We start from the raw sequence: 20,290 nt of genomic DNA on the forward strand, positions 1-20,290 counted from the left end.
TGCCTGACAGAGCCATCGCCTTCGCCATGAATCGCTCTGAAGACGCGATCGCAGATAACCGTGTCTCGCGCGGCGTTTTTCTACAGCCTCGTTGGACCTACAGGAACCACTCCATGAAGGAAATCTCTTTCTGCGCGGCGCTGCTTCTGTTTGCCTCATCTGCCTCCGCAGAGCCGGCGGCACTGCCATGCAGTGCTAAGGGCGCATTCGGCCAGTTGTTTGGATCGGGAAAGGTCATGGGAACAGTTCAGTCTGAAATGATGAACGGTGCGTCCTTTCTGCCGCCGGACCCGCTGCCTCCATTTACATATTTCGAGGCTCTGACCACCCAAAGAACAAAGAAGGTATGGGGTGCTCGCGGCGTATCGCCATTACCTGGCAAGAGTGAAGCGGTCGCATTTTCTCAGAGGCTTGAAGGCGATTTTCGCTCGGCGCTCTCCGTGTCCGAAGTGAAAAAAACACGGCTCGGCGTTACTGAAATATACACAGGCACCGGTGGGTTTAAGGACACCGTTGGCGGCGAAGAGAAGTTCTATCACACAGATGGGCTGCTCATTCAGATTGAACCCACCGAGAAAGATGTCATGGTTACTTGCAAGGACTTAAAGCTGGAAGCGAAGCAAGTAGAAGAAGCGATGGGCAGGTGAGCAAGGTCCAACTAGCGGTTCCACGCGACGTCCACGCCTTCAGCGTGGCCGCGCGTGAACCTGAGCGTTATACGGCACAAGCGAAGATGCGATGAGCGACAAAAACTACGAAATGCAGAGCCTGGCTGCGGCCCGCGCCGCAATCGCAAAGGGATGGCGTGATCCCGAGGCCTTGAGAGAACTCCTAATCTGGACGACATCCAAAACCACGGCCGAGATTGTGGAGGACTACTTTGCCAAGCACAGAAGGGAGCCTGCCCTGCTCGAAGCGTTGATTACCATTGCGGAGGAAGGGGAGGACGCTGGTGATGCCCCATGGGCCGCAGCTAACGAGGTTGAAGAGTTTTCCGCTGAACTGCTTCGCCCGCATGTGTCGCGTTTAGAGGCGTTGAGCCAGCATCCTTGGATGTACCTAAGCGATCCGGCCGTGAGAGCCCTTCGTAAGGTGGGTACCAGTGCTGTATAACCAGCTAATGCAGCCGACGGCCTCGCCTCCGCTTCGCTCCGGCGAGTCCGCGGCTGATCGCCGGCGTTGGGCGTCATGAACTATTACGAAGAGCACGAGCGTCATACAACACCGGCGCAGAAGCTGCTGGTGGACGAAATTAAGGGGCTTCTGGCCCAGTGCCTAGCCGAAGTGGAGAGCGCCTCTAAAGAATTGCACTCTCAGCCTGATACAGAGCAGTCATTTGTGCGCCGCTGGGACGACACGCTTGTTGGCGGTCTAAGAGTTTGGAAACAGAACTTTGATGAAGGCTTGTGGCGGCGCGCGGTAGAAGCGGTTGCTCAGCTCGGGCGCATGATGGACTACTACTACACAGACACAGTTTCAAACAGCAAACGGATAGAAGCCCTGGCAAGGTCACTCACACTGAAGGCTTACGATCTATGCGACATCAAGTGGGATCGCTAGCAGCTATGCCGCCCAACCAGCGCTTCCATCCGACGTGCCCGCCTTGCGGCGGTCACGCGGCTGAAGCGTAAGCTTCCCCATCAAGGCGACAGTTCAAACCCAGAGCTTCTGGCGGCTTGAGCGTACTCGATCGGTGTGAGATCGCCGAGCGAGTCATGGGGTCTTTGCTCGTTGTATTCCAGCATCCACCAGTAGACCGCTTCGCGGACGTCGTCGAGCCTGGAAAAGAGGTGCTGGTCCAACAGTTCGTTGCGCGGCGTGCGGTTGAAGCGTTCGATGTAGGCGTTCTGGTTGGGCTTTCCGGGCTGGATGTACTGGATCGCCATGCCGGCCGCCTTGGCCCACTGCGTGAAGGCTTCGCCGAGAAATTCGGGGCCGTTGTCGGTGCGAAGCACTTGCGGCAGTCCGCGTGTCTGCCGCAGGTGCTCGAAGACGCGGATCAGCCGCTCCGAGGTAATCGACGTGTCGACCTCGATATGCAGTGCTTCGCGGTTGAAGTCGTCGACGACATTGAACAGGCGATAGCGTCGGCCACAGATCAGGGCATCGCTCATGAAGTCGGCCGACCAGACGCTATCGGGTAGCCGCGGTACGTACGGCGGAATGCGTTCCCGCTTCGGCAGTCGCCGCTTCGCAGCACGGCGCAGGTTGAGCTTCATGAGTTTGTACACACGATAGATGCGCTTGTGATTCCAGGGCCGGCCCTGTCGGCGCAGCTGCTTTCGACACTTCCAGAAACCACGGCTCGGGCGATTCTCGACCAGCGATGCGAGCGCAGCGATCACTTCGGCGTCCCGAACCGTCCAGTGCGCAGGCTCGCGATAGAACGCTGACCGCGATAATCCAACGCAGCCACACGCGCGAACGATCGATAGCTCGTGCTGATCGACCAGAAAGCCGGCCGCTGCGCGCTTGGCGTCCGGCCCTACATTTTTTTTGCGATGAGATCCTTCATCGCACGGTTTTCCAGCGCCAGGTCGGCGTACATCCGCTTGAGCTGCGACAGCTCGGCTTCCAGCTCCTTGGTCCGCTTCAGGTCGGAAGCCTCCATGCCGCCGTACTTCGACTTCCAGCTGTAGTACGTCGGCTCGCTGATCCCGGCCTTGCGGCAGATGTCCTTCACCAGCACGCCGGCGTCAGCCTGCTTCAAGATCGCGATGATCTGCGTCTCGGTAAAACGCGACTTCTTCATGATGCCTCCTGGCAGTTACGATGCCAGAAAGCTCTGGTTATGAGTTGTTGCTCAGGCAGGGAAGCTTACGCGGCGCTATACGCGATGCTGGCATGCCACCAGCCCCAGGGTTGGGACGGCGTCTTTACCACCTTGGTGATTATTGTGTACCGGCGAGGTGGGAGGATCTTCTACACTCGGATGGATGGGGACAAGTACGAGGCTCGCGTTGACTGGAGCCAGCCATCAGAGTTTCCGCTACGTCCACATCTTGAATAGGTCCGACCGGTCGGCTCCTACGTTACGGTATGAACCTGCCGTACTCGATGTTCCTAACCTGCTCGAAGGCTGGAAGGTCTAAGCGTGGCTCATGGCTAAGCAAAAGAATGAAGGCGGTGCGCCTGTAGGCGCCAAGTCCGGCATCCTTGTGGGCAACCTGGGTGAGCCCATCAAGCTGAAGGACGTGAATCTGGCCGGCATCTCGGCCGAAGCCGCGCCGAAGGGCGGCAACGTCAAGATCTGGACGAAACTCGCCCTCACATCCGACGAGCCGCTCTTCCACCAGGCTGCCGAGGGATTCGCCGGGGTGCTTGCACATCATGCCCAGCAGGCGCAGGTCCCTCTCTCCCTGAGGCACGCCGACACTGTGCTGCTGGTGATCAAGCCGGATCGGACAGCTGAGATTTGGGTCGACACGGCAGCGATGGCGATGCAGATGCGCGTCACGAGGGATATGGCCGCGGGAAGCGTCGTTTTCGAAAGTGACATCGCCGACGTCATCGGAATGAGCTTCCCGCTCGTAAAGATCGAGAAATCCGACCAGGTTGTCTGCATCTTCAGACAGGACTGGCGGTTTGGAATGTATTTCGACTTCAACCCCAAGCGGGACTTATCGCTGGAGGAGATGAGCAAGACCCTCGGCGCGCTCTATCGAGAGCTTCGCTATCGCCACCTTTACGAGGCGCTGGCCAACAAGGGCGTCGTCGAGCGGCTTACGGCTGCAGGCTGGTTTCCGTTCGTGGAAATCATTGGCTCAGGATTCAAGGGGCTGGCGGATTCCTGCGCGGCCGGCTTCGACCTGGTGGACGAAGAAGCAAAACTGGTGGCGAAATTTGATGCGGCGCGAATTGAACGAATGTACGAGCGCTGGGTCGCCAAGCCTCATTTTGGATCAAGGGCAAACATACTGCGGGCTGCGGTCGATGCATACTTGAGGAATGAGCCAGTCCCCGTCCTCAAGATCGTCCTTACAGAAATCGAAGGCATCCTGCAGGAGGCGTACACCGTGAAGCACGGCACGACGACGAAGCTTGCCGGCTTGCTCAAGTTTGCTACCGAGTCGGCCGAGGAAAGGGCAGGGGCGCCCGACACGCTGTTCTTCCCGCATGCGTTTGCAAACTATCTCAGTGACTACACATTCGCCAAGTTCGATCCGCTGGGGCCCCCGGGCCTTGCCGGATCACGCCATGCTGTCGGGCACGGAGCTGCGCGCGCTGATTCGTACACGGTGACGCGAGCGTTGCAGGCGCTGCTGACCATGGACCAGCTCGCGTTCTACACCTGAGCCCTTTGATGCCCGCTTTTTGACCCCTCTCATGTCAACGTCTGCGTTTGTGCGTTTTAGCCTTTGGCCAGTTGCAGCCAATGATGGCGAGCCGGCCGGCGATGATCTAGTAAGGGCGCCGCTGATGCGGAGCATGGCGACAAGGCGCCTTATCGCGGCACTGGTTGCGAGGGCGCGCCGTTGCCGCGCGTGGCACCTGACAGTGAGTACAGTCGCGGGGCTGTGCAACGACGCATTGGAAGAACAGAGATGTATTCGAAGTCACCTTCGCGAGTTATCCGAGCGGCATCGTCGAAACCGTATCTATGTAGAAGATAGCGCACCGTTCCTGATCATGAGCGCACCTAGCGACAGAGCCGGCTAGCTCGTTCCGCTGTCCTGTTGGGCATCGTCCGACTCTGGATCGAATGCCGGCAAGGGGCGATCGCGAACCAGTCTGGGAAGAATGTACGGCATCATCTTCTCGGTCATCAGGGCAGAGAGACGGGAAATATGTTCATCCGTGAGTACCTCTCCTTCCTTGGCGCCGCAATGCTCGAATGCGTAGTGCACGGCTTCGCTGATGACCCGGTCTCTGACCCGCTCGGAGGAGCGTTGATGGGCCACTGCCAGCGGCATTGAGAACGCCTCTTCCACCGCGCGCGCAGGGCTCTCTTTTCCGGCGAGGCAGTCGTTGACGACATCCCTGCCGAGATTCAGTGCGAAATTGAGTTCGAGCGTCGTGCCTGTCGTCGGATCGATGGCGTGCGAACAGTGGACTTCGGGGCCATCGTAGTTACCCGCGAGGCGGACGAGACAGCGCTGCGCGGTGAAGAGCTCGATGTAGCCGAGCAGTTCCCCCTCTGTCCCTTTCGAGCTGACGCCAATGAAGTGCAGCGGGACACGAGCTGGACGGTCGATCAGCAGGTCGCGCTCATAGAAGTAGCCGAAGCAGGCTTCGGCTTGTGGATCTCGCAGATACTGGCGCGCCGCATTGCAGTGTGCTGCATCGACACCGGCTGATACGGCCAGACACAGCACAGACTTGACCAGCGATCGCCCAGCCAGGGGACCGCCGAATTGGGGCTGGAAGTGAAAAGGACTGGTCGGATAACTCGATTCGACCTTTATTTCCCGCAGTAGCGCGTCGACATCGAGATTCGGATACTTGCCCTTCGCGCCGGTCAGCATGCGGCGTGCTTCGGCGTTCGTGCGCGCCATGATCTGGATTTGTACGCGGCCGTCTGGCATTGGCGTCGCCGAGTAGCTCGGCTGCACTGGTGTCAATGAACCATGGTGATACAGTGTGTATTGCTCACCGCCGACGGTCTTCACGCGTTCAGGAGGGCTCACCCCGCGGTCACGACTGATACCGAGGAGTAGGCATAACCAATTGAGTTGCGCAGCGAGCACGCTGTCCCACTCCTCGCCGCTGCGACTGTTGCATGCCGCGCAGAGCACGTCTGGGAGTTTCTTGCGACCGCCCAACGCGTTGAGGATGACGTGCTCGAGCGAGCGCTGTTCTTGGCCGTCGAGTGGCTCGCTACAGATTGCGCAGGGCATGCGGGTCTCCCATGAGGTTTCCGCCCATGATCTTTCAAAAATTGAGCTAAGCGTCTATAAAAGGACGGGACGTACTAGATTGAGCCGACCTAAGTTATGCGGTGTTTGACGGTACTCGGATAGGGGCTACCGGGTGAGGTGCGGCACTAGGCCACCTTCAGGGGTGGGCTGCGATGTATGCATCGAACTTCAGCTGTCAGCGCTAGCCAAGTAAGTTAGTGGCGAGGAGGGGTACGTGCATCTATGCAGCGCACAGTGCTGCAGCGTCACGATCCTCGCGGAGAGCGTCTAAGTAGTCGGCCCAGTCCTGCATCATACGGCGGCGTTCATCGAGAAAGGCGGCGCGATCGTATGCCGCTCCAAGTGGGCCGGCAGCCTTATGAGCTAGTTGCCGCTCAATCGCATCGACTCTCCAGCCGCGCTCAGCCAGCAGGCTGCGCGCCATAGCGCGAAACCCATGTGGAGTTACATCGTCGTTCGTAAACCCCATCGTTCGCAGTGCCGAGCGTACTGCGTTCTCCGAAAGGGGGCGCAGCTTCGACGATTTCGGGGAGGGAAAGACATAGTGCGGAGTGCCGGGCTTTAGGCCCAGCTGGTGTCCCGTCAGCGGGTGCAGGTCGCGCAGAATTTCCACGACCTGCTTCGCCAGCGGAACAATATGCGCGGTTTGCGTCTTGCTGACGACATAGCGCCACTCGGCTTTTTCAAGGTCGATATGAGGCCACTGCATCGTGCGGATTTCGCCTGGCCGCTGAAAGGCGAGAGCAGACAGCTTCAAAGCAGCCCGGACCTCGGGCGTGCCTTTGTAGTTGTAGATCGCGCGCATCAGCTTGGAGACATCCGCGGGATCGGTGTAGGCGGGAAAGTGCCGGACCGGCTTGATGCGGCGCTCGCCGCGCAACGCTTGCGTGGGGTCGTTCTCGGCAATGCCACGTCGGATGGCGTATCGGATGATCTGTCCGACGATGGCTCGGGCTCTCCTGGCTGTTTCGTCCACTCCGCGCTCACGGATGCGGTCGAGGAGGGTGACCAGGTCGCGCGCCTTGATCGAGTCGACTGTCTGCGCACCAATATAGGGCAAAACATCGCGTTCCAACATGCGGCTGATGTTGTTGCAATAGCTTTCGGAGGTCGATGCCAGTTCGTCGCCCTTCCAGCGCTCAACCACCGCCGCGAACGTGTGCTCGACCGCTGCCGCGGCGGCAGCGCGAGCTTCCCTGCGCTGTTCGGCCGGGTTCACCCCAACGGCTACCAGCTTCCGGGCTTCGTCGCGGCGCTCACGGGCCAGAGCCAGTGAGATATCAGGGTAGCTACCGAGCGACAGGGTGGTTTCCTTCCCGGAGAAGCTATATCCGTACCGCCAGAGCTTGCTTCCGTTGGGCATCACCATGACGTAGAGGCCGTCCTCTCGCAGAGACTTCTGCCGTTTGGTCGTTGGCTTGAGGGATCGCAGGTAAATGTCGGTCAGCTTCTTCACGGTCGGGTCACTTTTTCGCGGGTAGCGGCGAAATACAAAGTGACCCGAGAAGTGACCCGACGCAAGCGGTGGATGTTGCTGGACATCGATGGACGGCTAAAAACAAAAAACCAATAAAAAACCGCGCAAAAGCGCGGTTTTCTGGACGGCCTTGGAGGCCGCTGTACATATAGTTGGTCGGGGCGAGAGGATTTGAACCTCCGACCACTTCCACCCCAAGGAAGTGCGCTACCAGGCTGCGCTACGCCCCGACGCGAGGCTTGAAACGGGATACAGCGGGGCGCGCAGTGTAACGAAGGGCGCCCCGGTTTTGAAGGCGAGCGGGCGCCTTATTCCGGGAACAGCCGCAGCAGCGATTCGAGCTCGTCGCGCAGGTTCTTGATTTCCTGCACGCGGGCCGGCATCGCCACCTCGATCGTGCGCGGCTTGCCGACAGCGACGACGGTGCTGATGCTGCGGACGCCGTCGTGGCCGTTGCGCGGCATTTCCTTGAGGCGCTGGCGCGCGCCGCCGATCGTGAAGCCCTGTTCGTAGAGCAGGCTGCGGATACGACGCACCATCTGCACGTCGTCCTGCTGGTAGTAGCGGCGGTTGCCGCGCCGTTTCACCGGCTTGAGCTGCGGGAATTCCTGCTCCCAGTAGCGCAGCACGTGCGGCTTGACGTCGCACAGCTCGCTGACCTCGCCGATCGCGAAGTAACGCTTGCGCGGAATCTCCGGAAGGGCGGCGAGCGGCTTATCGGCGGGTCGCATCGGCTTCCACTCGCAGGCGCAGCTTCTGTCCGGGGCGGAAGGTGACGACGCGACGCGCGGAGATCGGAATCTCCTCGCCGGTCTTCGGATTGCGGCCCGGGCGCTGGTTCTTCGAGCGCAGCTCGAAGTTGCCGAAGCCGGAGAGTTTGACCTCCTTGCCGGCTTCGAGGCGCTCGCGGATTTCTTCGAAGAAAAGATCGACGAATTCCTTCGCCTCGCGCTTGTTCAGCCCGAGATCTTCGAACAGCGCTTCCGCCAGTTCGGCTTTCGTCAATGCCACGAACTTCTTCCCCTTGTTCACTACTGTCGAATCGTGGCCCCCAGATCACGCGCCAAAGCTTGCGTGATCGTAGCGCTCGCCGTATCGATTTCTTGCAAAGTTAGGGTGCGCGAGGCGTCATTGAAAAGCAAGCCCAGCGCAACACTTTTGTCGCCGTCGGCGAGACCCTTGCCGCGGTAAATGTCGAAGATTGTCGCCTGCGTCAGGAAGGTGACGCCGGCGCCACGGACGGAGGCAAGAATCCGATCGGCAGCGACGTCTTCCGGCACGACGATCGCGAGGTCGCGGCGCGACGACGGGAACTCGGACAGCGGTGCGGCTCTGGGCACGCCGACGTTGCGGATCGCTTCCCAGTCGAGTTCATAGACGAGCGGCGCTTCCGGCAGATCGAGGTTCTGTACCAGCTGCGGATGCAGTTCGCCGATCCAGCCGCAGATCTGCTCGCCGCGGCGGATGCATGCCGCGCGGCCCGGATGCAGAGCCGGATGGCTGGCCGCCTCGAAGCGGTACTCGGCGGCGGCGTTGCCGAACAGGGCGAGCACCTCGGCTTTCACGTCGTAGAAATCGACCGGGCGCGCGGCGCTGGCCCATTGCTCGGGCAGCGCGCGTCCGGCGGCGAGGCCGGCCAGACGCGCGGTCTCGACGATTTCGCCGTCGCGCTGCGTGAAGCAGACGCCGGCCTCGAACAGCCGTACGCGATCCTGCTGGCGCGCGCGGTTGTAGAGCCAGGCCGGGATCAGGCCCGCCCACAGCGTCGTGCGCATCACCGACAGGTTGTCGGCGATCGGGTTGTCGAGCGCGATCGCCGCGACATCCGGATTGAGCGCCTGCTGCAGCGACGGCTCGACGAAGGCCAGCGTCACGACTTCCTGCCAGCCGCGGGCGGCGATCTGCTCCTTGACGCGCTGCAGCGTGCGCTGCGCTTCCGGCGGGCGCGACGGCGCGAGCTGCGCGGCGTAGGGCCTGGCCGGAATGCGGTCGTAGCCGTACAGGCGGCCGACTTCCTCGATGAGGTCGGCCTCGATGCGCAGGTCGTAGCGGTAGCTCGGCACGCGCGCGATCCAGGCGTCGCCGACTTCGGCGCGCAGCATGATGTTGAGGCGGCCGAGCAGGGTCTCGATGTCCTTGGCGCCGACCTCATGGCCGAGCACCTGCACGAGGCGCGAGCGGCGCAGGCGGATCGACACGGTTTCCGGCTGGCTGCGGCCGGCGTGCGTGACCGGATGCGTCTCGCCGCCGCAGATCTGCAGCACGAGCTGCGTCGCGCGCTCCAGCGCCTGGCGCTGCAGGCCCGGATCGACGCCGCGCTCGTAGCGGAACGAGGCATCGGAGAACAGCTTGTGGCGGCGGCCGGTGCCGGCAACCGCGGCCGGCGCGAAGCAGGCCGATTCAAAGAAGATGCGCGTCGTGCCGCCGTGCACGGACGTCGACTGCCCGCCCATGACGCCGGCCAGCGCGATCGGACCGGAGTCGTCGCAGATCAGCAGCTCGCGGTCGCGGCATTCGACGAGCTGTTCGTTGAGCAGGCGGATCTCTTCGCCGCGCTGCGCGCGGCGCACGCGGATGGCGCCCGACAGCTTGTCGGCGTCGAAGGCGTGCATCGGCTGGCCGAGCTCGAGCATCACGTAGTTGGTGATGTCGACGACCGGGTGAATGCTGCGGATGCCCGAGCGGCGCAGGCGCTCGCGCATCCAGTCCGGGGTGCGCGCCTTCGTGTTCAGGCGCGAGATCACGCGGCCGGCGTAGCTCGGACAGTCATCGAGGTTCTCAAGCTCGACCTTGAGCTGCTGATGGCCTTCGACCACGGTCTGCGGCAGGTTGGGGCGCTTGACCGGCGCGCCGTACAGCGCCGAAATGTCGCGCGCCAGGCCGAGCACCGACAGGCAGTCGCCGCGGTTCGGCGTGATTTCCAGATTGAGGATCTTGTCGGCGAGCTGCAGGTGCTCGGCGATCGGTGTGCCGGGCCGGGCGTCGGCGTCGAGTTCGAGCAGGCCCTCGGACTTGTCGGACAGCGCCAGCTCCTTGGCCGAGCACAGCATGCCGAAGCTGTCGACGCCGCGCAGCTTGGCCTCGGTGATCGCCAGCCCGCCGGGCAGCACGGCGCCGACCAGCGCGCACGGCACCTTGATGCCGACACGTGCGTTCGGCGCGCCGCAGACGATCTGCAGCAGCCGGCCTTCGCCGGCGTCGACTTCGCAGACCTGCAGGCGGTCGGCCTGCGGGTGGCGTTCGGCCTTGACGATGTGGCCGACGACGACGCCCTCGATCGTTTCGGTCATCGCCGGCTCGATCTCGAGTTCGAGGCCGCCCATCACCAGACGCTCGGCGACCTGCTCGATGGTGGCCGCCGGGTTGACCCATTCGCGCAGCCAGTTTTCGCTCAGTTTCATGATCTCGATCCTGTGTTCTTCGTTGGCGACGGCACTTCAGCGGAACTGCTCGAGGAAGCGCAGATCGTTGTTGAAGAACAGACGCAGGTCGTCGACGCCGTAGCGCAGCATCGCCATGCGTTCCATGCCCATGCCGAAGGCGTAGCCCGAGTACTTCTCGGAATCGATGCCGACGGCTTCGAGCACCTTCGGATGCACCACGCCGCAGCCGAGCACCTCCAGCCAGCGCCAGCCGCCGTCGGGCAGCGTCCACTTGATGTGCACGTCGGCGCCGGGTTCGACGAACGGGAAGTACGACGGACGGAACAGGGCTTCGACGTCGCGCTCGAAGAAGCGCGACAGGAAGTTCTGGATGTCGTACTTGAGGTCGGCCAGCGACACCTTCTCGGCGACGTAGAGGCCTTCCATCTGATGGAACATCGGGCTGTGCGTGCGATCCGAGTCGACGCGATAGACGCGGCCCGGGCAGATGATGCGGATCGGCGGCTGCCGCTTCTGCATCGCGCGGATCTGCACCGGGCTGGTGTGCGTGCGCAGGAGGCGCGCGCCATTCAGCACGTAGAAGGTATCCGCCATCGCCCGCGCCGGATGCGCGTCCGGAATGTTGAGCGCGCCGAAGTTGTGGAAGTCGTCCTCGATCTCGGGCCCTTCGACCATCTCGAAGCCCATCTCGCCGAAGATTTCGGCAACCCGGTTGATCGTGCGCGTGATCGGATGCAGGCCGCCGCCGGCTTCGCCGCGACCGGGCAGGGTGACGTCGATGCGCTCCGAAGCCAGGCGCGCTTCGAGTTCGGCGCTGGCCAGCGCCAGGCCGCGCGCTTCGAGCGCCGCGGCCAGCGTTTCCTTGGCGCGGTTGACGCGCTCGCCGTAGGCCTTGCGCTCGTCCGGCGCCATGCCGCCGAGCTGCTTGAGCAGGTCGGTGACGCGGCCCTTCTTGCCGAGCAGGTCGACGCGCAGCGCTTCGAGCGCGCGACCTTCGCCGCAGGCGGCGATGTCGACCTGCGCCTGCTGCACCAGTTCTTCGAGTTGGTCAGTCATGTCCGGGTTCTTGAAAACAAAAAAGGGGAACGGCAGGGCGCCGCTCCCCTTTCGCAACAGCTTTGGTCAACGACAGGCTGGCTGTGCTTAGGCGACGCCGAGCTGGGCTTTCGCCTGGGTCACCAGAGCCGCGAACGCCGCCTTGTCGTGAATCGCCAGATCCGCGAGGACCTTGCGATCGAGGGCGACGCCGGCCTTGGCGAGCCCGTTGATAAATCGGTTGTACGACAGACCGAGTTCCTTGGTCGCCGCGCCGATGCGCACGATCCACAGCGAACGGAACTCGCGCTTCTTGACGCGACGGTCGCGGTAGGCGTACTGGCCCGACTTGATGACCTGCTCCTTGGCGGAGCGGAATTGGCGCGATTTGGCGCCGTAGTAGCCCTTGGCCTTCTTCAGGACCTTCTTGTGCTTGGCGCGGGCGGTAACACCACGTTTGACGCGTGCCATGTGCTATCTCCTCGCTTAAGCGTACGGCAGCATGATGCGGACTTCGCGGACGTCCGACGCGTGAATCTGCGCCTCGCCACGGAGCTGACGGATGCGCTTGCCCGACTTCTTGGTCAGGATGTGGCGCTTGTGCGAGTGAGAGCGCTTGAAGCCGCCCTTACCAGTCTTGGAAAAGCGCTTGGCCGCGCTCTTCACGGTTTTCATCTTCGGCATGACTAACTCCTTTTCTCGAACCACATTGCCGGTTTCACGTCCTTGCCAGGGAGCTGACCGGGCCTTCCCCGACGGGGAAGGACTTTTTCTCGAGTTCGGGTCCGACTGCGACCCTGTCCCGCTTCATCGGGGATGTCTCCCCGCTGACCGTGCGGGCCGGCAAGCCGGCCCGCGTGTTCTCACTTCTTCTTCGCCGCCATCACCATCACGGACTGGCGGCCTTCCATCTTCGGGTGCTGCTCGATGGCAGCCAGCTCGGAGAGTTCGGTCTTCAGGCGTTCCATCACCTGCATGCCGAGTTCCTGGTGCGCCATTTCGCGGCCGCGGAAGCGGACCACGATCTTCACCTTGTCGCCTTCTTCCAGGAAGCCTCTGATCTGACGCAGCTTGGTCTGGAAGTCCGCGTCTTCGGTGCCCGGACGGAACTTGATTTCCTTGATCTGGATCTGCTTCTGCTTCTTCTTCGCAGCGTGCGCGGCCTTGTCCTTTTGGTAAAGGTACTTGCCGTAATCCATGATCTTGCAGACCGGCGGTTCCGCGTTCGGCGAGACCTCGACCAGATCAAGGCCGGCTTCCTCGGCCTTGGCGATGGCGTCGCGCGTCAGCATGATGCCGACTTGCTCACCATCATCCGCAATCACGCGGACCCGCGGCGCCGTGATCTGGTGGTTGCGCCGATCTTCACGTTCAAAAGCGATGCGACATCTCCTGATGTATCCGTCCCCAGGGACGGACCGGATACTCGTGCCGTGGGCATGAAATGCCCATCCGGTTCGAGGACAAGGGCGCGCATTCTACGGACCTGCGGCCCTTCTCTCAAGGGGAATCAAGCGCTTCGCCGCCGTTGACGGCCGTTTGGCGCCTTGCCGGAGGGTGCCGGCGCTGCGTAGCCTAAAGATCCCGGCCGCCGGGCCGCTAAGAGGCAACCCCCTTGGGGGCGCGGTGACGGCATAAGGATGTGTGCCGTCGCGGCCACTTTCGACAAGGATCATCAGGGATATCCGGCTGTTGCGCCCCAGACGCCCCTCCTGGCTCGTCACGTTCCTCGTGGCGGTCGTGCTGCCGCTGCTGGCCTGGGCGCTATGCCTGTGGCTGGCGCTGGAGCCGCTCGAGGCGCCGCTGCACGGCCTCCATCACGCCCTGCAGCTGCCGGCCGCCGGCCGCGAAGCGCGACCGCCCATAGGCACTGCAGAGCCGGCGTGCGACGATCGCCGCTTCACCTGCACGCCTGACACGCCATGAACGACATCATCGTTTCCGCCGCCCTCCCGGCCTCGTTGCCGCACAACGAAGTGCAGGTGGTCGAGGCGGGCGAGGGCAACTATGTGCGCCAGCTGCGGATGGGCTCGCACTTCGCGCTGGCCGACGAACCGCTCGACGTCGGCGGTCAGGACGCCGGCCCCAACCCCTACGAGTATCTGCTCGCCGCGCTCGGCAGCTGCACCAGCATCACGCTGCGCATGTACGCGGATCTGAAGAAGCTGCCGCTGACGCGCGTCACCGTCCAGCTCAAGCACCGCAAGATCCACGCGCGCGACTGCGCGGAATGCGCGGCGCAGGCGGCGCCCAATGCCAAGATCGACGAGATCGAGCGGCATATCCTGCTCGAAGGGCCGCTCAGCGACGAGCAGCGCCAGCGCCTGCTGGAGATCGCCAACCGCTGTCCGGTGCACCAGACGCTGATGTCGGATATCCGCATCACCACGGCGCTGGTGGCCGAGTTCTGAGGTCTACAGCAGCCGGTAGCCGACCAGCAGGCCGCCCATGCTCAGCAGATAGCCGACCGCCACGTGGCGCGCCGCCGCGCGACCGCCGATGCCGGCGACCAGGCCGAACTTGAAGATCAGGTTGGCGCCGAACGCGGTCAGCACGACGCCGAGCGCGGTCGCCGCGGCGACCTGTCCGCCGCCGAACAGGCGCAGCGTCGACAGGGTGATCGCGTCGACGTCGGTCAGGCCGGAAATCGCCGCGACCGCGTAGAGGCCGCCGGTGCCGAAGCTGTGGTGCGCGGCGGCGGTGACGACCAGGACCAGCGCGAACAGTGCCGCGAAGCCGAGTGCCGCTTTCAGCTCGGCGGGATTGGTGACGCTCATGGCCACCTGCGGCTGCTCGGCCGGCAGGTGCAGCCGCAGCCAGAGCGGCGCGATCATCCCGCCGGCGACGCCGCAGGCGATGACCGGCAGCAGCGACGGCAGGATCGCCGGCGCGGCGATGCCGGCCAGCACGCCGAGCCGCAGCAGCACGGTCAGGTTGGCGAGCAGGATGCCGAGCGCGGCCAGCTCCGGCGGTACGCCGGCGCTGCGTACCTGACGCGACAGCGCCAGCGTCGTCGCGGTGCTCGACACCAGGCCGCCGAGCAGGCCGGTGATGGCAACCGCGCGGTGGTCGTCGAACAGGCGCAGCGCCGCGTAGCCGCACAGATTCATCGCGCAGATCAGCACCGCCATCTGTCCGACGCGGGCCGGATTGACGGCCGCGAACGGCCCGAAACCGCGATCCGGCAGCAGCGGCAGCAGCACGAAGGCGATCACCGCGAACTGCAGGAACGACAGCAGCTCCTCGCGCGTCAGGCGATGCGTAATGCCGTGCAGCTCGGCCTTGAAGTAGAGCAGCAGGGTCACGACCACCGCGATGGCGACGGCGATGTAGGTGGCGTGATAGACGAGCATCGCGCCGAGCAGGAAGCACAGCACGAAGGCGATGCCGGTCGTCGTGCCGGGGTCGCGGGCGTGCTCCGGATCGCGCAGGTCGGCGGCCAGCCACAGTGCGACGACGCCGAGCAAGGCGACCGGCAGCAGCCACGGCGTGCCGCTCTCGCGCGCCAGCCAGGCGGCGGTGGTGCCGGACAGCGCGATCAGCGCGAAGCTGCGCAGGCCGGCGCTGCCGGCGTCGGCGCGCTCGCGCTCGACGCCGATCAGCAGGCCGATGCCGAGGCTGATCAGGTACGCGCGAAGGATCTCAGGGTCGTCCACGAGCGGGCCTTCTCCGGCGGGACCTCCAGCACCACGCGCACGCAGCCCGGGTCGTCCGGGTGGCGTTCGCGGCGGAAGCCGAGGCTGTGCGAGAGCGCCAGCATCGGCGCGTTCTCCAGCAGCACGTCGCCGTAGATGCGGCGGATGCCGCGCTGCGCGCCGTAGTCGAGGATCGCGCGCATCAGCTGGCGACCGAGACCGAGGCCGGCGAAATTGTGGTGCACCAGCGCCGCGAACTCGGCTTCGCTGCCGGTCGGATCGGACACCAGCGTCGAGACGCCGGCCAGCTCGCCGGGCCGCGAGTCGGCCTCGGCGACGAACGTCATCTCGCGGTCGTAGTCGATCTGCGACATGCGCGCCGCCATCGCGTGCGTGAACTGGCGGATGTAGCGGAAGAAGCGCAGGCGGATTTCCTCCGGATCGAGTTCGGAGAGCATGCGGATCAGTGCCGGCTCGTCGGTCGGCCGGATCACGCGCAGCAGCATCTGGCGCTCGCCCTTGAGCGGTGCGACGCGGGCCAGCGCGCTCGGATACGGCGCCAGCGCCAGGCGGTCGCGCTCGCTCGGCGGCTCGGCTTCGGCGACCAGACGGGCGTAGCCGATCTCGGCGATGCCGTCGGCCGGCAGCAGGCGCACGTCGGCCTCGAGCAGGCGCGGCTGCTCGACGGCGAGCTGCGACAGGCGCGCGACCGCGGTCGCGTAGTCCGACGCGCGCAGGCCGAGCGGGGCGTTGACGCGCGAGCCGAGACCGATCTCGCCGAGCATCGTCGTCGCCAGCACGTCGTCGACCGGCGGCAGGGCGTAGGTGGTCGGCGCCGCCGCCGAGGCCGGGTCGAGGCGGGCTTCGATGTAGACGCCCATTTCCGGGTGACGCTTGAGCTTGACGCGCAGGCCGCGGCCGGCGGCTTCCGCCCAGGCGGCCGGCTGCAGGCCATAGCCGATCAGCAGTTCGGCGGCATCGGCGGCCGGCAGGACCCAGCTGCCCTTGAGCTTGGCCGGCACCGGCAGCACCGGTGGTTCGCGGCCGTGTGCGAGCGGGTCGAGCGTCGGCGTCTGCATCAGCAGTTCCTGCGTGCGGCGATGCTCGCGGCGGTAGCGCAGCGCGCGCGCGGCGGCCTCGACCGAGGCGAACGCGGCGATGCCGCCTTCGGCGCAGCGGCGCAGTGCCGGCGCGGCGCGAGCCTGGCCGAGGAACACGACGACCAGACGCTCGCGCAGCCGCGCCGTGACCAGGCGCTGCGCGAAGGCTTCGTCGTCACGGCCGGGCGCCGGGCTGCGCACGAACATCACCATGTCGACGCCGGGCGCGGCCAGCGTCGCGCGCAACGCGTCGAGCGTCTGCTCGTCGGACGCCAGGCCGACGTCGAGCCATTGCGTGCCGCTCTGCATGTCGGGCAGATGCTCGCGCAGCGCGGTCCAGGCGCCGTCGCTCGGCGCCGCCGGCGTCAGGCCCTCGCGCCACAGCGAGGCGCGGGCGAGCTGGCAGATGCCGCTGCCGGTGCCGACCACGGCGATGCGGCCCTGCATCGCTTCGCCGATGCGCGACATCGCGGCGAGCGCGCTGAAGATCGCGGTGATGCGATCGACCTCGACGAGGCCGGCGCGGCGGAACGCCGCCGACAGCACCGGGTCGGTCGGTTGCGCGGCGTCGTCGTGCGCGTCCGGCGTCTGCAGCACGACGACCGGCTTGCTGCGCGCGCAGGCGCGCGCCGCCGACATGAACTTGCGCGGGCTGCGGATGTGCGAGAGCTGCAGGACCACGGCCTGCGTGCTCGGATCGAGCGCCGCGTAGTCGAGCAGGTCGGCGACGTCGACGTCGGCCTCGCCGCCGGTCACCGCGATCCACGAGAAACCGAGCGCATGGCCGGCCGCCCAGTCGAGCGCGGCGGCGGCGATCGAGCGCGACTGCGCGATCAGCGCCGTCGTCCCGGCGGCCGGCAGGCCCCAGGCCGACAGGCTCAGCGTGCGCGCGTGCGCGGCGCCGGAGCTGCCGGGGCCGAGCACGCGCAGCGTCTCGTCGCGACCGGCGCGCAGGATCGCCTCGGGCACCGGCGTGTCCGGCAGCCAGATCAGCGCGCGGCAGCCCTGCTCGGTCAGGCCGCGCACCAGCGATGGCGTCATTTCGGCGGCGTCGAAGACGATGCCGAGTTCGTAGTTGGTGGCGTCGCGGATCTTGCCCAGCGTGCGCCAGCCGTCGAGCGTGTGCGCGTACAGCGCGCGATACTCATCCGGCAGCGCGGTCAGGCGGCGCAGCATTTCCTCGGCGGGCACGTCGGCCGGCCGGCCGATGCCGAGCACCGCCTTCGGGCGGAAGAAGGATTCGACATGGCGGATCGTCATGCGGGCAGCTCGTCTCCGCCGACGAACGGCGTCAGGAACGATTCGACGCTGCGCGCCAGCGCCGTCAGGTCGTAGCCGCCCTCCAGCGTCGCCAGCACGCGCCCCTGGGCGGTGACCGCGGCGATGTCGCGGATCAGCGTGCCGAGCCACTGGAAGTCGCCGTACTGCAGGCGCAGGTCGCCGAGCGGGTCGGCGAGGTGCGCGTCGAAGCCGGCGGAGACCAGCAGCATCTGCGGGCGCTGCGCTTCGAGCGCCGGCAGCCAGTGTTCGACGACCTTGGCGCGGAACGCCGGGCCGTCGGTATACGGCTTGAGCGGCACGTCGACGAGGTTCTGCGCGTGCAGCACGCCGCTCCAGTACGGATAGAGCGGATGCTGGTAGGTCGACAGCAGCAGCGCGCGCGGTTCGTTGAGAAAGCAGTCGGCGGTGCCGTTGCCGTAGTGCAGGTCGAAGTCGAGCACGGCGACGCGCTCCAGGCCGCGCGACAGCGCGTACTTGGCGGCGACCGCGACATTGTTGAAGTAGCAGAAGCCCATCGCGCGCGTGCGCTCGGCGTGATGGCCGGGCGGGCGCACCGCGCAGAACGCGAGGCTGGTGCGGCCTTCGAGCAGCAGGTCGACGCCGAGTACGCCGGCGCCGGCGGCGCGCAACGCGGCCGCGACCGTGTGCTCGGTGACCGCGGTGTCGCCGTCGATGTCGTGCCGCACCGTGCCGGTGTCGCGCAGCGACAGGATGTGCTCGATGTGGGCGCCGTTGTGGACGCGCGCGAGGTCCTCGTAGCGCGCCTCGGGGGCCTCGTGCTGCTGCATGAAGTCGGCGTAGCCGCAGGCGATCATGCGGTCCTCGATCGCCGCCAGCCGCCGCGGCGACTCCGGATGATCGGGCGCGATCTCGTGGCGCCGGCATTCGGCGTGCGTGATCCAGGCGACGGGCAGCGAGGCGGGCATGGCGGCGGCGAGCGGGCTCTCTGGGGGTGGCGTGTCGCCCCATTCTGCCGGACTCGCGCCGGCCCGGCACTCCGTACTGGCCGCAATTCATGCGCCGTTTGGGGGTGGGCTGAACCCCCGGGGGCACTTCTATGCTCGGGCGGCTCAATCGCCGGAGACGCCGATGCCGTCCGCCACGCCGCCGCTGCAGCTCGATCCCTACGACCATCGCTTCCACTGGGATCCGTATCCCGCGTACGCGGCGCTGCGCGAGCACGATCCGGTGCATTACAACGCCGCGCTCGACTTGTGGTTCCTGACCAAGTGGGACGACGTCTACAACGCCTTCCGCGACTTCAGGACCTTCATCAACACCGGTGCGACCTCGCTCGAGAAGGGCTCGACCGAGAAGCTGCCGTATCCGATGTTCATCTTCAGTGATCCGCCCGAGCACACCCGCGTGCGCAATCTGTTCATGCCGCTGATGACGCCGGCGGCGGTGCAGGCGATGGAGTCGTACATCCGCGACCAGGCGCGGCGGCTGCTGCAGCGGCACGCGCCGAGCGGCCGCTTCGATTTCGTCGCCGATCTCGGCTGCTATCTGCCGATGGACGTGATCTCGACGCTGACCGCGGTGCCGGTCGAGGATCAGGACCGGGTGCGCGGCTGGGCGGACGACCTGATCGCCCGCGAGGACCGGCAGCACGAGCTCTCCGAGCGCAACGTGCAGGGCTTCATCAACATGGCGACCTACTTCGAGGGCCATCGCGCCAAGCACCGGGCGCTGCCGCCGCGCGAGGATCTGCTCGGCGTGATGCTGCGCGCCGAGCAGGACGGCAAGCTGTCGCAGGCACAGGTGGTCGGCACGCTGATCCTGCTGGCGATCGCCGGCAACGAGACCACGACCAAGCTGATCGGCAACATGGCCTACCGCCTCTGGCAGTACCCCGAGCAGCGCCGGCTGCTGGTCGAGGATCCGGCGCTGATCGCCGGCGCGGTCGAGGAAACGCTGCGCTTCGACGGCTCCTCGCAGATCATCGTGCGCCGCGTCGGCCGGGACGTGACGCTGCGTGGCAAGCCGCTGCGCCAGGGCGATCGCGTCGGCCTGTGCATCATTTCCGCCAATCGCGACGCCGACAAATACCCGAACCCCGATGTCTACGACGTGCGCCGCGGCGCACGCGATCATCTGGCGTTCGGTTTGGGCATCCACGCCTGTCTCGGCTCGGCGCTCGCGCGGCTGGAGGCGCGCGTGGTGTTCGAGGAGATCCTGAAGGTGATGCCCGACTACGAGATCGACGAGTCGGGCCTGCAGCGCGCGCACAATCCCAACGTTCGCGGCTTCACGCACGTGCCGGCGCGCTTCGCCCCGCGCTGAGCGCGGCCGCGATGCCGAAGGCTTCGGCGCCGGCGAGCAGCAACGGGGCGATCGGCGATTCGACGCGCTCGATCGCCACCGGCGGCGCGGCGAACCGCCGCAGATCGAAGCCGCTCAGGAGCAGGACGCGCAGCGTGGCCGCGGCGAGGGGCGGCACAGCCGGCGGCCCGCGCCGTCGGCGCCTGGGGGCGCGTCCGGGGCGGGATCGGCCGGTCCGCTTGCGCGTCGGCGGCGTAAG

21 protein-coding genes and 1 tRNA gene are annotated in these 20,290 nt (G+C 65.5%); 7 read left to right on the forward strand and 15 right to left on the reverse strand.

Translation table 11 applies throughout. The features are described from left to right. The 3 genes from K343_RS24620 to K343_RS24625 all read left to right on the forward strand — a co-directional run. On the forward strand, positions 1-647 hold a 647-nt coding region (locus K343_RS24620), incomplete at its 5' end, for a hypothetical protein (RefSeq protein ID WP_211226289.1). A gap of 91 nt (positions 648-738) precedes the next feature. Further along, a complete protein-coding gene (locus tag K343_RS0114815) occupies positions 739-1,113 on the forward strand; it encodes a hypothetical protein (protein ID WP_028008741.1) in 375 nt (124 codons plus the stop codon). Between the two features lie 75 nt (positions 1,114-1,188). Next, the gene (locus K343_RS24625) at positions 1,189-1,560 is read left to right on the forward strand and encodes a hypothetical protein (RefSeq protein WP_154662595.1); all 372 of its coding nucleotides are present in this window, start codon (positions 1,189-1,191) and stop codon (positions 1,558-1,560) included. A gap of 80 nt (positions 1,561-1,640) precedes the next feature. On the opposite strand, the gene K343_RS24140 is transcribed toward K343_RS24625, so the two are convergent. Further along, a protein-coding gene (locus tag K343_RS24140) for an IS3 family transposase (RefSeq protein WP_154662596.1) occupies positions 1,641-2,752 on the reverse strand; the annotation gives its coding sequence in 2 pieces (ribosomal slippage) (positions 1,641-2,491 and positions 2,491-2,752; 1,113 coding nt in all). A gap of 349 nt (positions 2,753-3,101) precedes the next feature. Between K343_RS24140 and K343_RS24920 the strand changes: the two genes are divergently transcribed. After that, positions 3,102-4,295, forward strand: coding sequence for a hypothetical protein (locus K343_RS24920; protein WP_211226291.1), 1,194 nt, complete (start codon positions 3,102-3,104; stop codon positions 4,293-4,295). A gap of 360 nt (positions 4,296-4,655) precedes the next feature. On the opposite strand, the gene K343_RS22370 is transcribed toward K343_RS24920, so the two are convergent. From K343_RS22370 to infC, 10 genes are all read right to left on the reverse strand, one after another. Then, positions 4,656-5,837, reverse strand: a complete 1,182-nt coding sequence (locus tag K343_RS22370) for an HNH endonuclease (protein ID WP_084615912.1) — start codon at positions 5,835-5,837, stop codon at positions 4,656-4,658. 241 nt (positions 5,838-6,078) lie between these two features. Further along, a complete protein-coding gene (locus K343_RS0114840; RefSeq protein ID WP_028008744.1) occupies positions 6,079-7,314 on the reverse strand; it encodes a tyrosine-type recombinase/integrase in 1,236 nt (411 codons plus the stop codon). A gap of 174 nt (positions 7,315-7,488) precedes the next feature. Next, positions 7,489-7,565, reverse strand: a tRNA-Pro gene (locus K343_RS0114845). A 78-nt stretch (positions 7,566-7,643) separates the two neighbouring features. After that, positions 7,644-8,066: a MerR family transcriptional regulator gene (locus tag K343_RS0114850; protein ID WP_028008745.1), complete on the reverse strand. Its 423-nt coding sequence runs from the start codon at positions 8,064-8,066 to the stop codon at positions 7,644-7,646. Then, positions 8,050-8,346, reverse strand: coding sequence for an integration host factor subunit alpha (locus K343_RS0114855; RefSeq protein WP_026352958.1), 297 nt, complete (start codon positions 8,344-8,346; stop codon positions 8,050-8,052). The genes K343_RS0114850 and K343_RS0114855 overlap by 17 nt, the downstream gene beginning before the upstream one ends. A 20-nt stretch (positions 8,347-8,366) precedes the next feature. Then, positions 8,367-10,736, reverse strand: a complete 2,370-nt coding sequence (gene pheT / locus K343_RS0114860; protein WP_028008746.1) for a phenylalanine--tRNA ligase subunit beta — start codon at positions 10,734-10,736, stop codon at positions 8,367-8,369. A gap of 36 nt (positions 10,737-10,772) precedes the next feature. After that, positions 10,773-11,774 (reverse strand): phenylalanine--tRNA ligase subunit alpha, encoded by a 1,002-nt coding sequence (locus K343_RS0114865; RefSeq protein ID WP_028008747.1) that lies wholly within the window; start codon positions 11,772-11,774, stop codon positions 10,773-10,775. 87 nt (positions 11,775-11,861) lie between these two features. Then, a complete protein-coding gene (gene rplT / locus K343_RS0114870) occupies positions 11,862-12,224 on the reverse strand; it encodes a 50S ribosomal protein L20 (RefSeq protein ID WP_028008748.1) in 363 nt (120 codons plus the stop codon). 15 nt (positions 12,225-12,239) lie between these two features. Then, positions 12,240-12,437, reverse strand: a complete 198-nt coding sequence (gene rpmI, locus K343_RS0114875) for a 50S ribosomal protein L35 (protein ID WP_020649084.1) — start codon at positions 12,435-12,437, stop codon at positions 12,240-12,242. 179 nt (positions 12,438-12,616) lie between these two features. Next, a complete protein-coding gene (gene infC / locus K343_RS0114880; protein WP_084615913.1) occupies positions 12,617-13,150 on the reverse strand; it encodes a translation initiation factor IF-3 in 534 nt (177 codons plus the stop codon). Positions 13,151-13,445: 295 nt separating this feature from the next. Between infC and K343_RS0114885 the strand changes: the two genes are divergently transcribed. Both K343_RS0114885 and K343_RS0114890 read left to right on the forward strand, forming a co-directional pair. Further along, positions 13,446-13,679 carry a hypothetical protein gene (locus tag K343_RS0114885; protein WP_154662597.1) on the forward strand — a complete coding sequence of 78 codons (234 nt, stop codon included), beginning with the start codon at positions 13,446-13,448 and terminating at the stop codon, positions 13,677-13,679. Next, positions 13,676-14,164 carry an OsmC family protein gene (locus K343_RS0114890; protein ID WP_051278503.1) on the forward strand — a complete coding sequence of 163 codons (489 nt, stop codon included), beginning with the start codon at positions 13,676-13,678 and terminating at the stop codon, positions 14,162-14,164. Before K343_RS0114885 ends, K343_RS0114890 begins: the two co-directional genes overlap by 4 nt. Before the next feature lie 3 nt (positions 14,165-14,167). On the opposite strand, the gene K343_RS0114895 is transcribed toward K343_RS0114890, so the two are convergent. Genes K343_RS0114895 through K343_RS0114905 form a run of 3 tightly spaced genes read right to left on the reverse strand, consistent with a single transcriptional unit; the run spans position 14,168 to position 18,695 of the window. Beyond that, a complete protein-coding gene (locus K343_RS0114895) occupies positions 14,168-15,409 on the reverse strand; it encodes an MgtC/SapB family protein (RefSeq protein WP_028008752.1) in 1,242 nt (413 codons plus the stop codon). Beyond that, positions 15,376-17,748, reverse strand: a complete 2,373-nt coding sequence (locus K343_RS0114900) for a bifunctional acetate--CoA ligase family protein/GNAT family N-acetyltransferase (protein WP_028008753.1) — start codon at positions 17,746-17,748, stop codon at positions 15,376-15,378. Before K343_RS0114900 ends, K343_RS0114895 begins: the two co-directional genes overlap by 34 nt. After that, on the reverse strand, positions 17,745-18,695 hold the full coding sequence (locus tag K343_RS0114905; RefSeq protein ID WP_043112874.1) for a histone deacetylase family protein: 951 nt from the start codon (positions 18,693-18,695) through the stop codon (positions 17,745-17,747). The genes K343_RS0114900 and K343_RS0114905 overlap by 4 nt, the downstream gene beginning before the upstream one ends. A 163-nt stretch (positions 18,696-18,858) precedes the next feature. Between K343_RS0114905 and K343_RS0114910 the strand changes: the two genes are divergently transcribed. After that, positions 18,859-20,052 carry a cytochrome P450 gene (locus tag K343_RS0114910; RefSeq protein ID WP_028008755.1) on the forward strand — a complete coding sequence of 398 codons (1,194 nt, stop codon included), beginning with the start codon at positions 18,859-18,861 and terminating at the stop codon, positions 20,050-20,052. On the opposite strand, the gene K343_RS0114915 is transcribed toward K343_RS0114910, so the two are convergent. Beyond that, positions 20,018-20,209: a hypothetical protein gene (locus K343_RS0114915; protein ID WP_028008756.1), complete on the reverse strand. Its 192-nt coding sequence runs from the start codon at positions 20,207-20,209 to the stop codon at positions 20,018-20,020. The two genes, K343_RS0114910 and K343_RS0114915, sit on opposite strands and share 35 nt — an antisense overlap. Positions 20,210-20,290 lie beyond the last annotated feature (81 nt).

The organism is Solimonas flava DSM 18980 (assembly GCF_000426685.1).
Classification (GTDB): domain Bacteria; phylum Pseudomonadota; class Gammaproteobacteria; order Nevskiales; family Nevskiaceae; genus Solimonas; species Solimonas flava.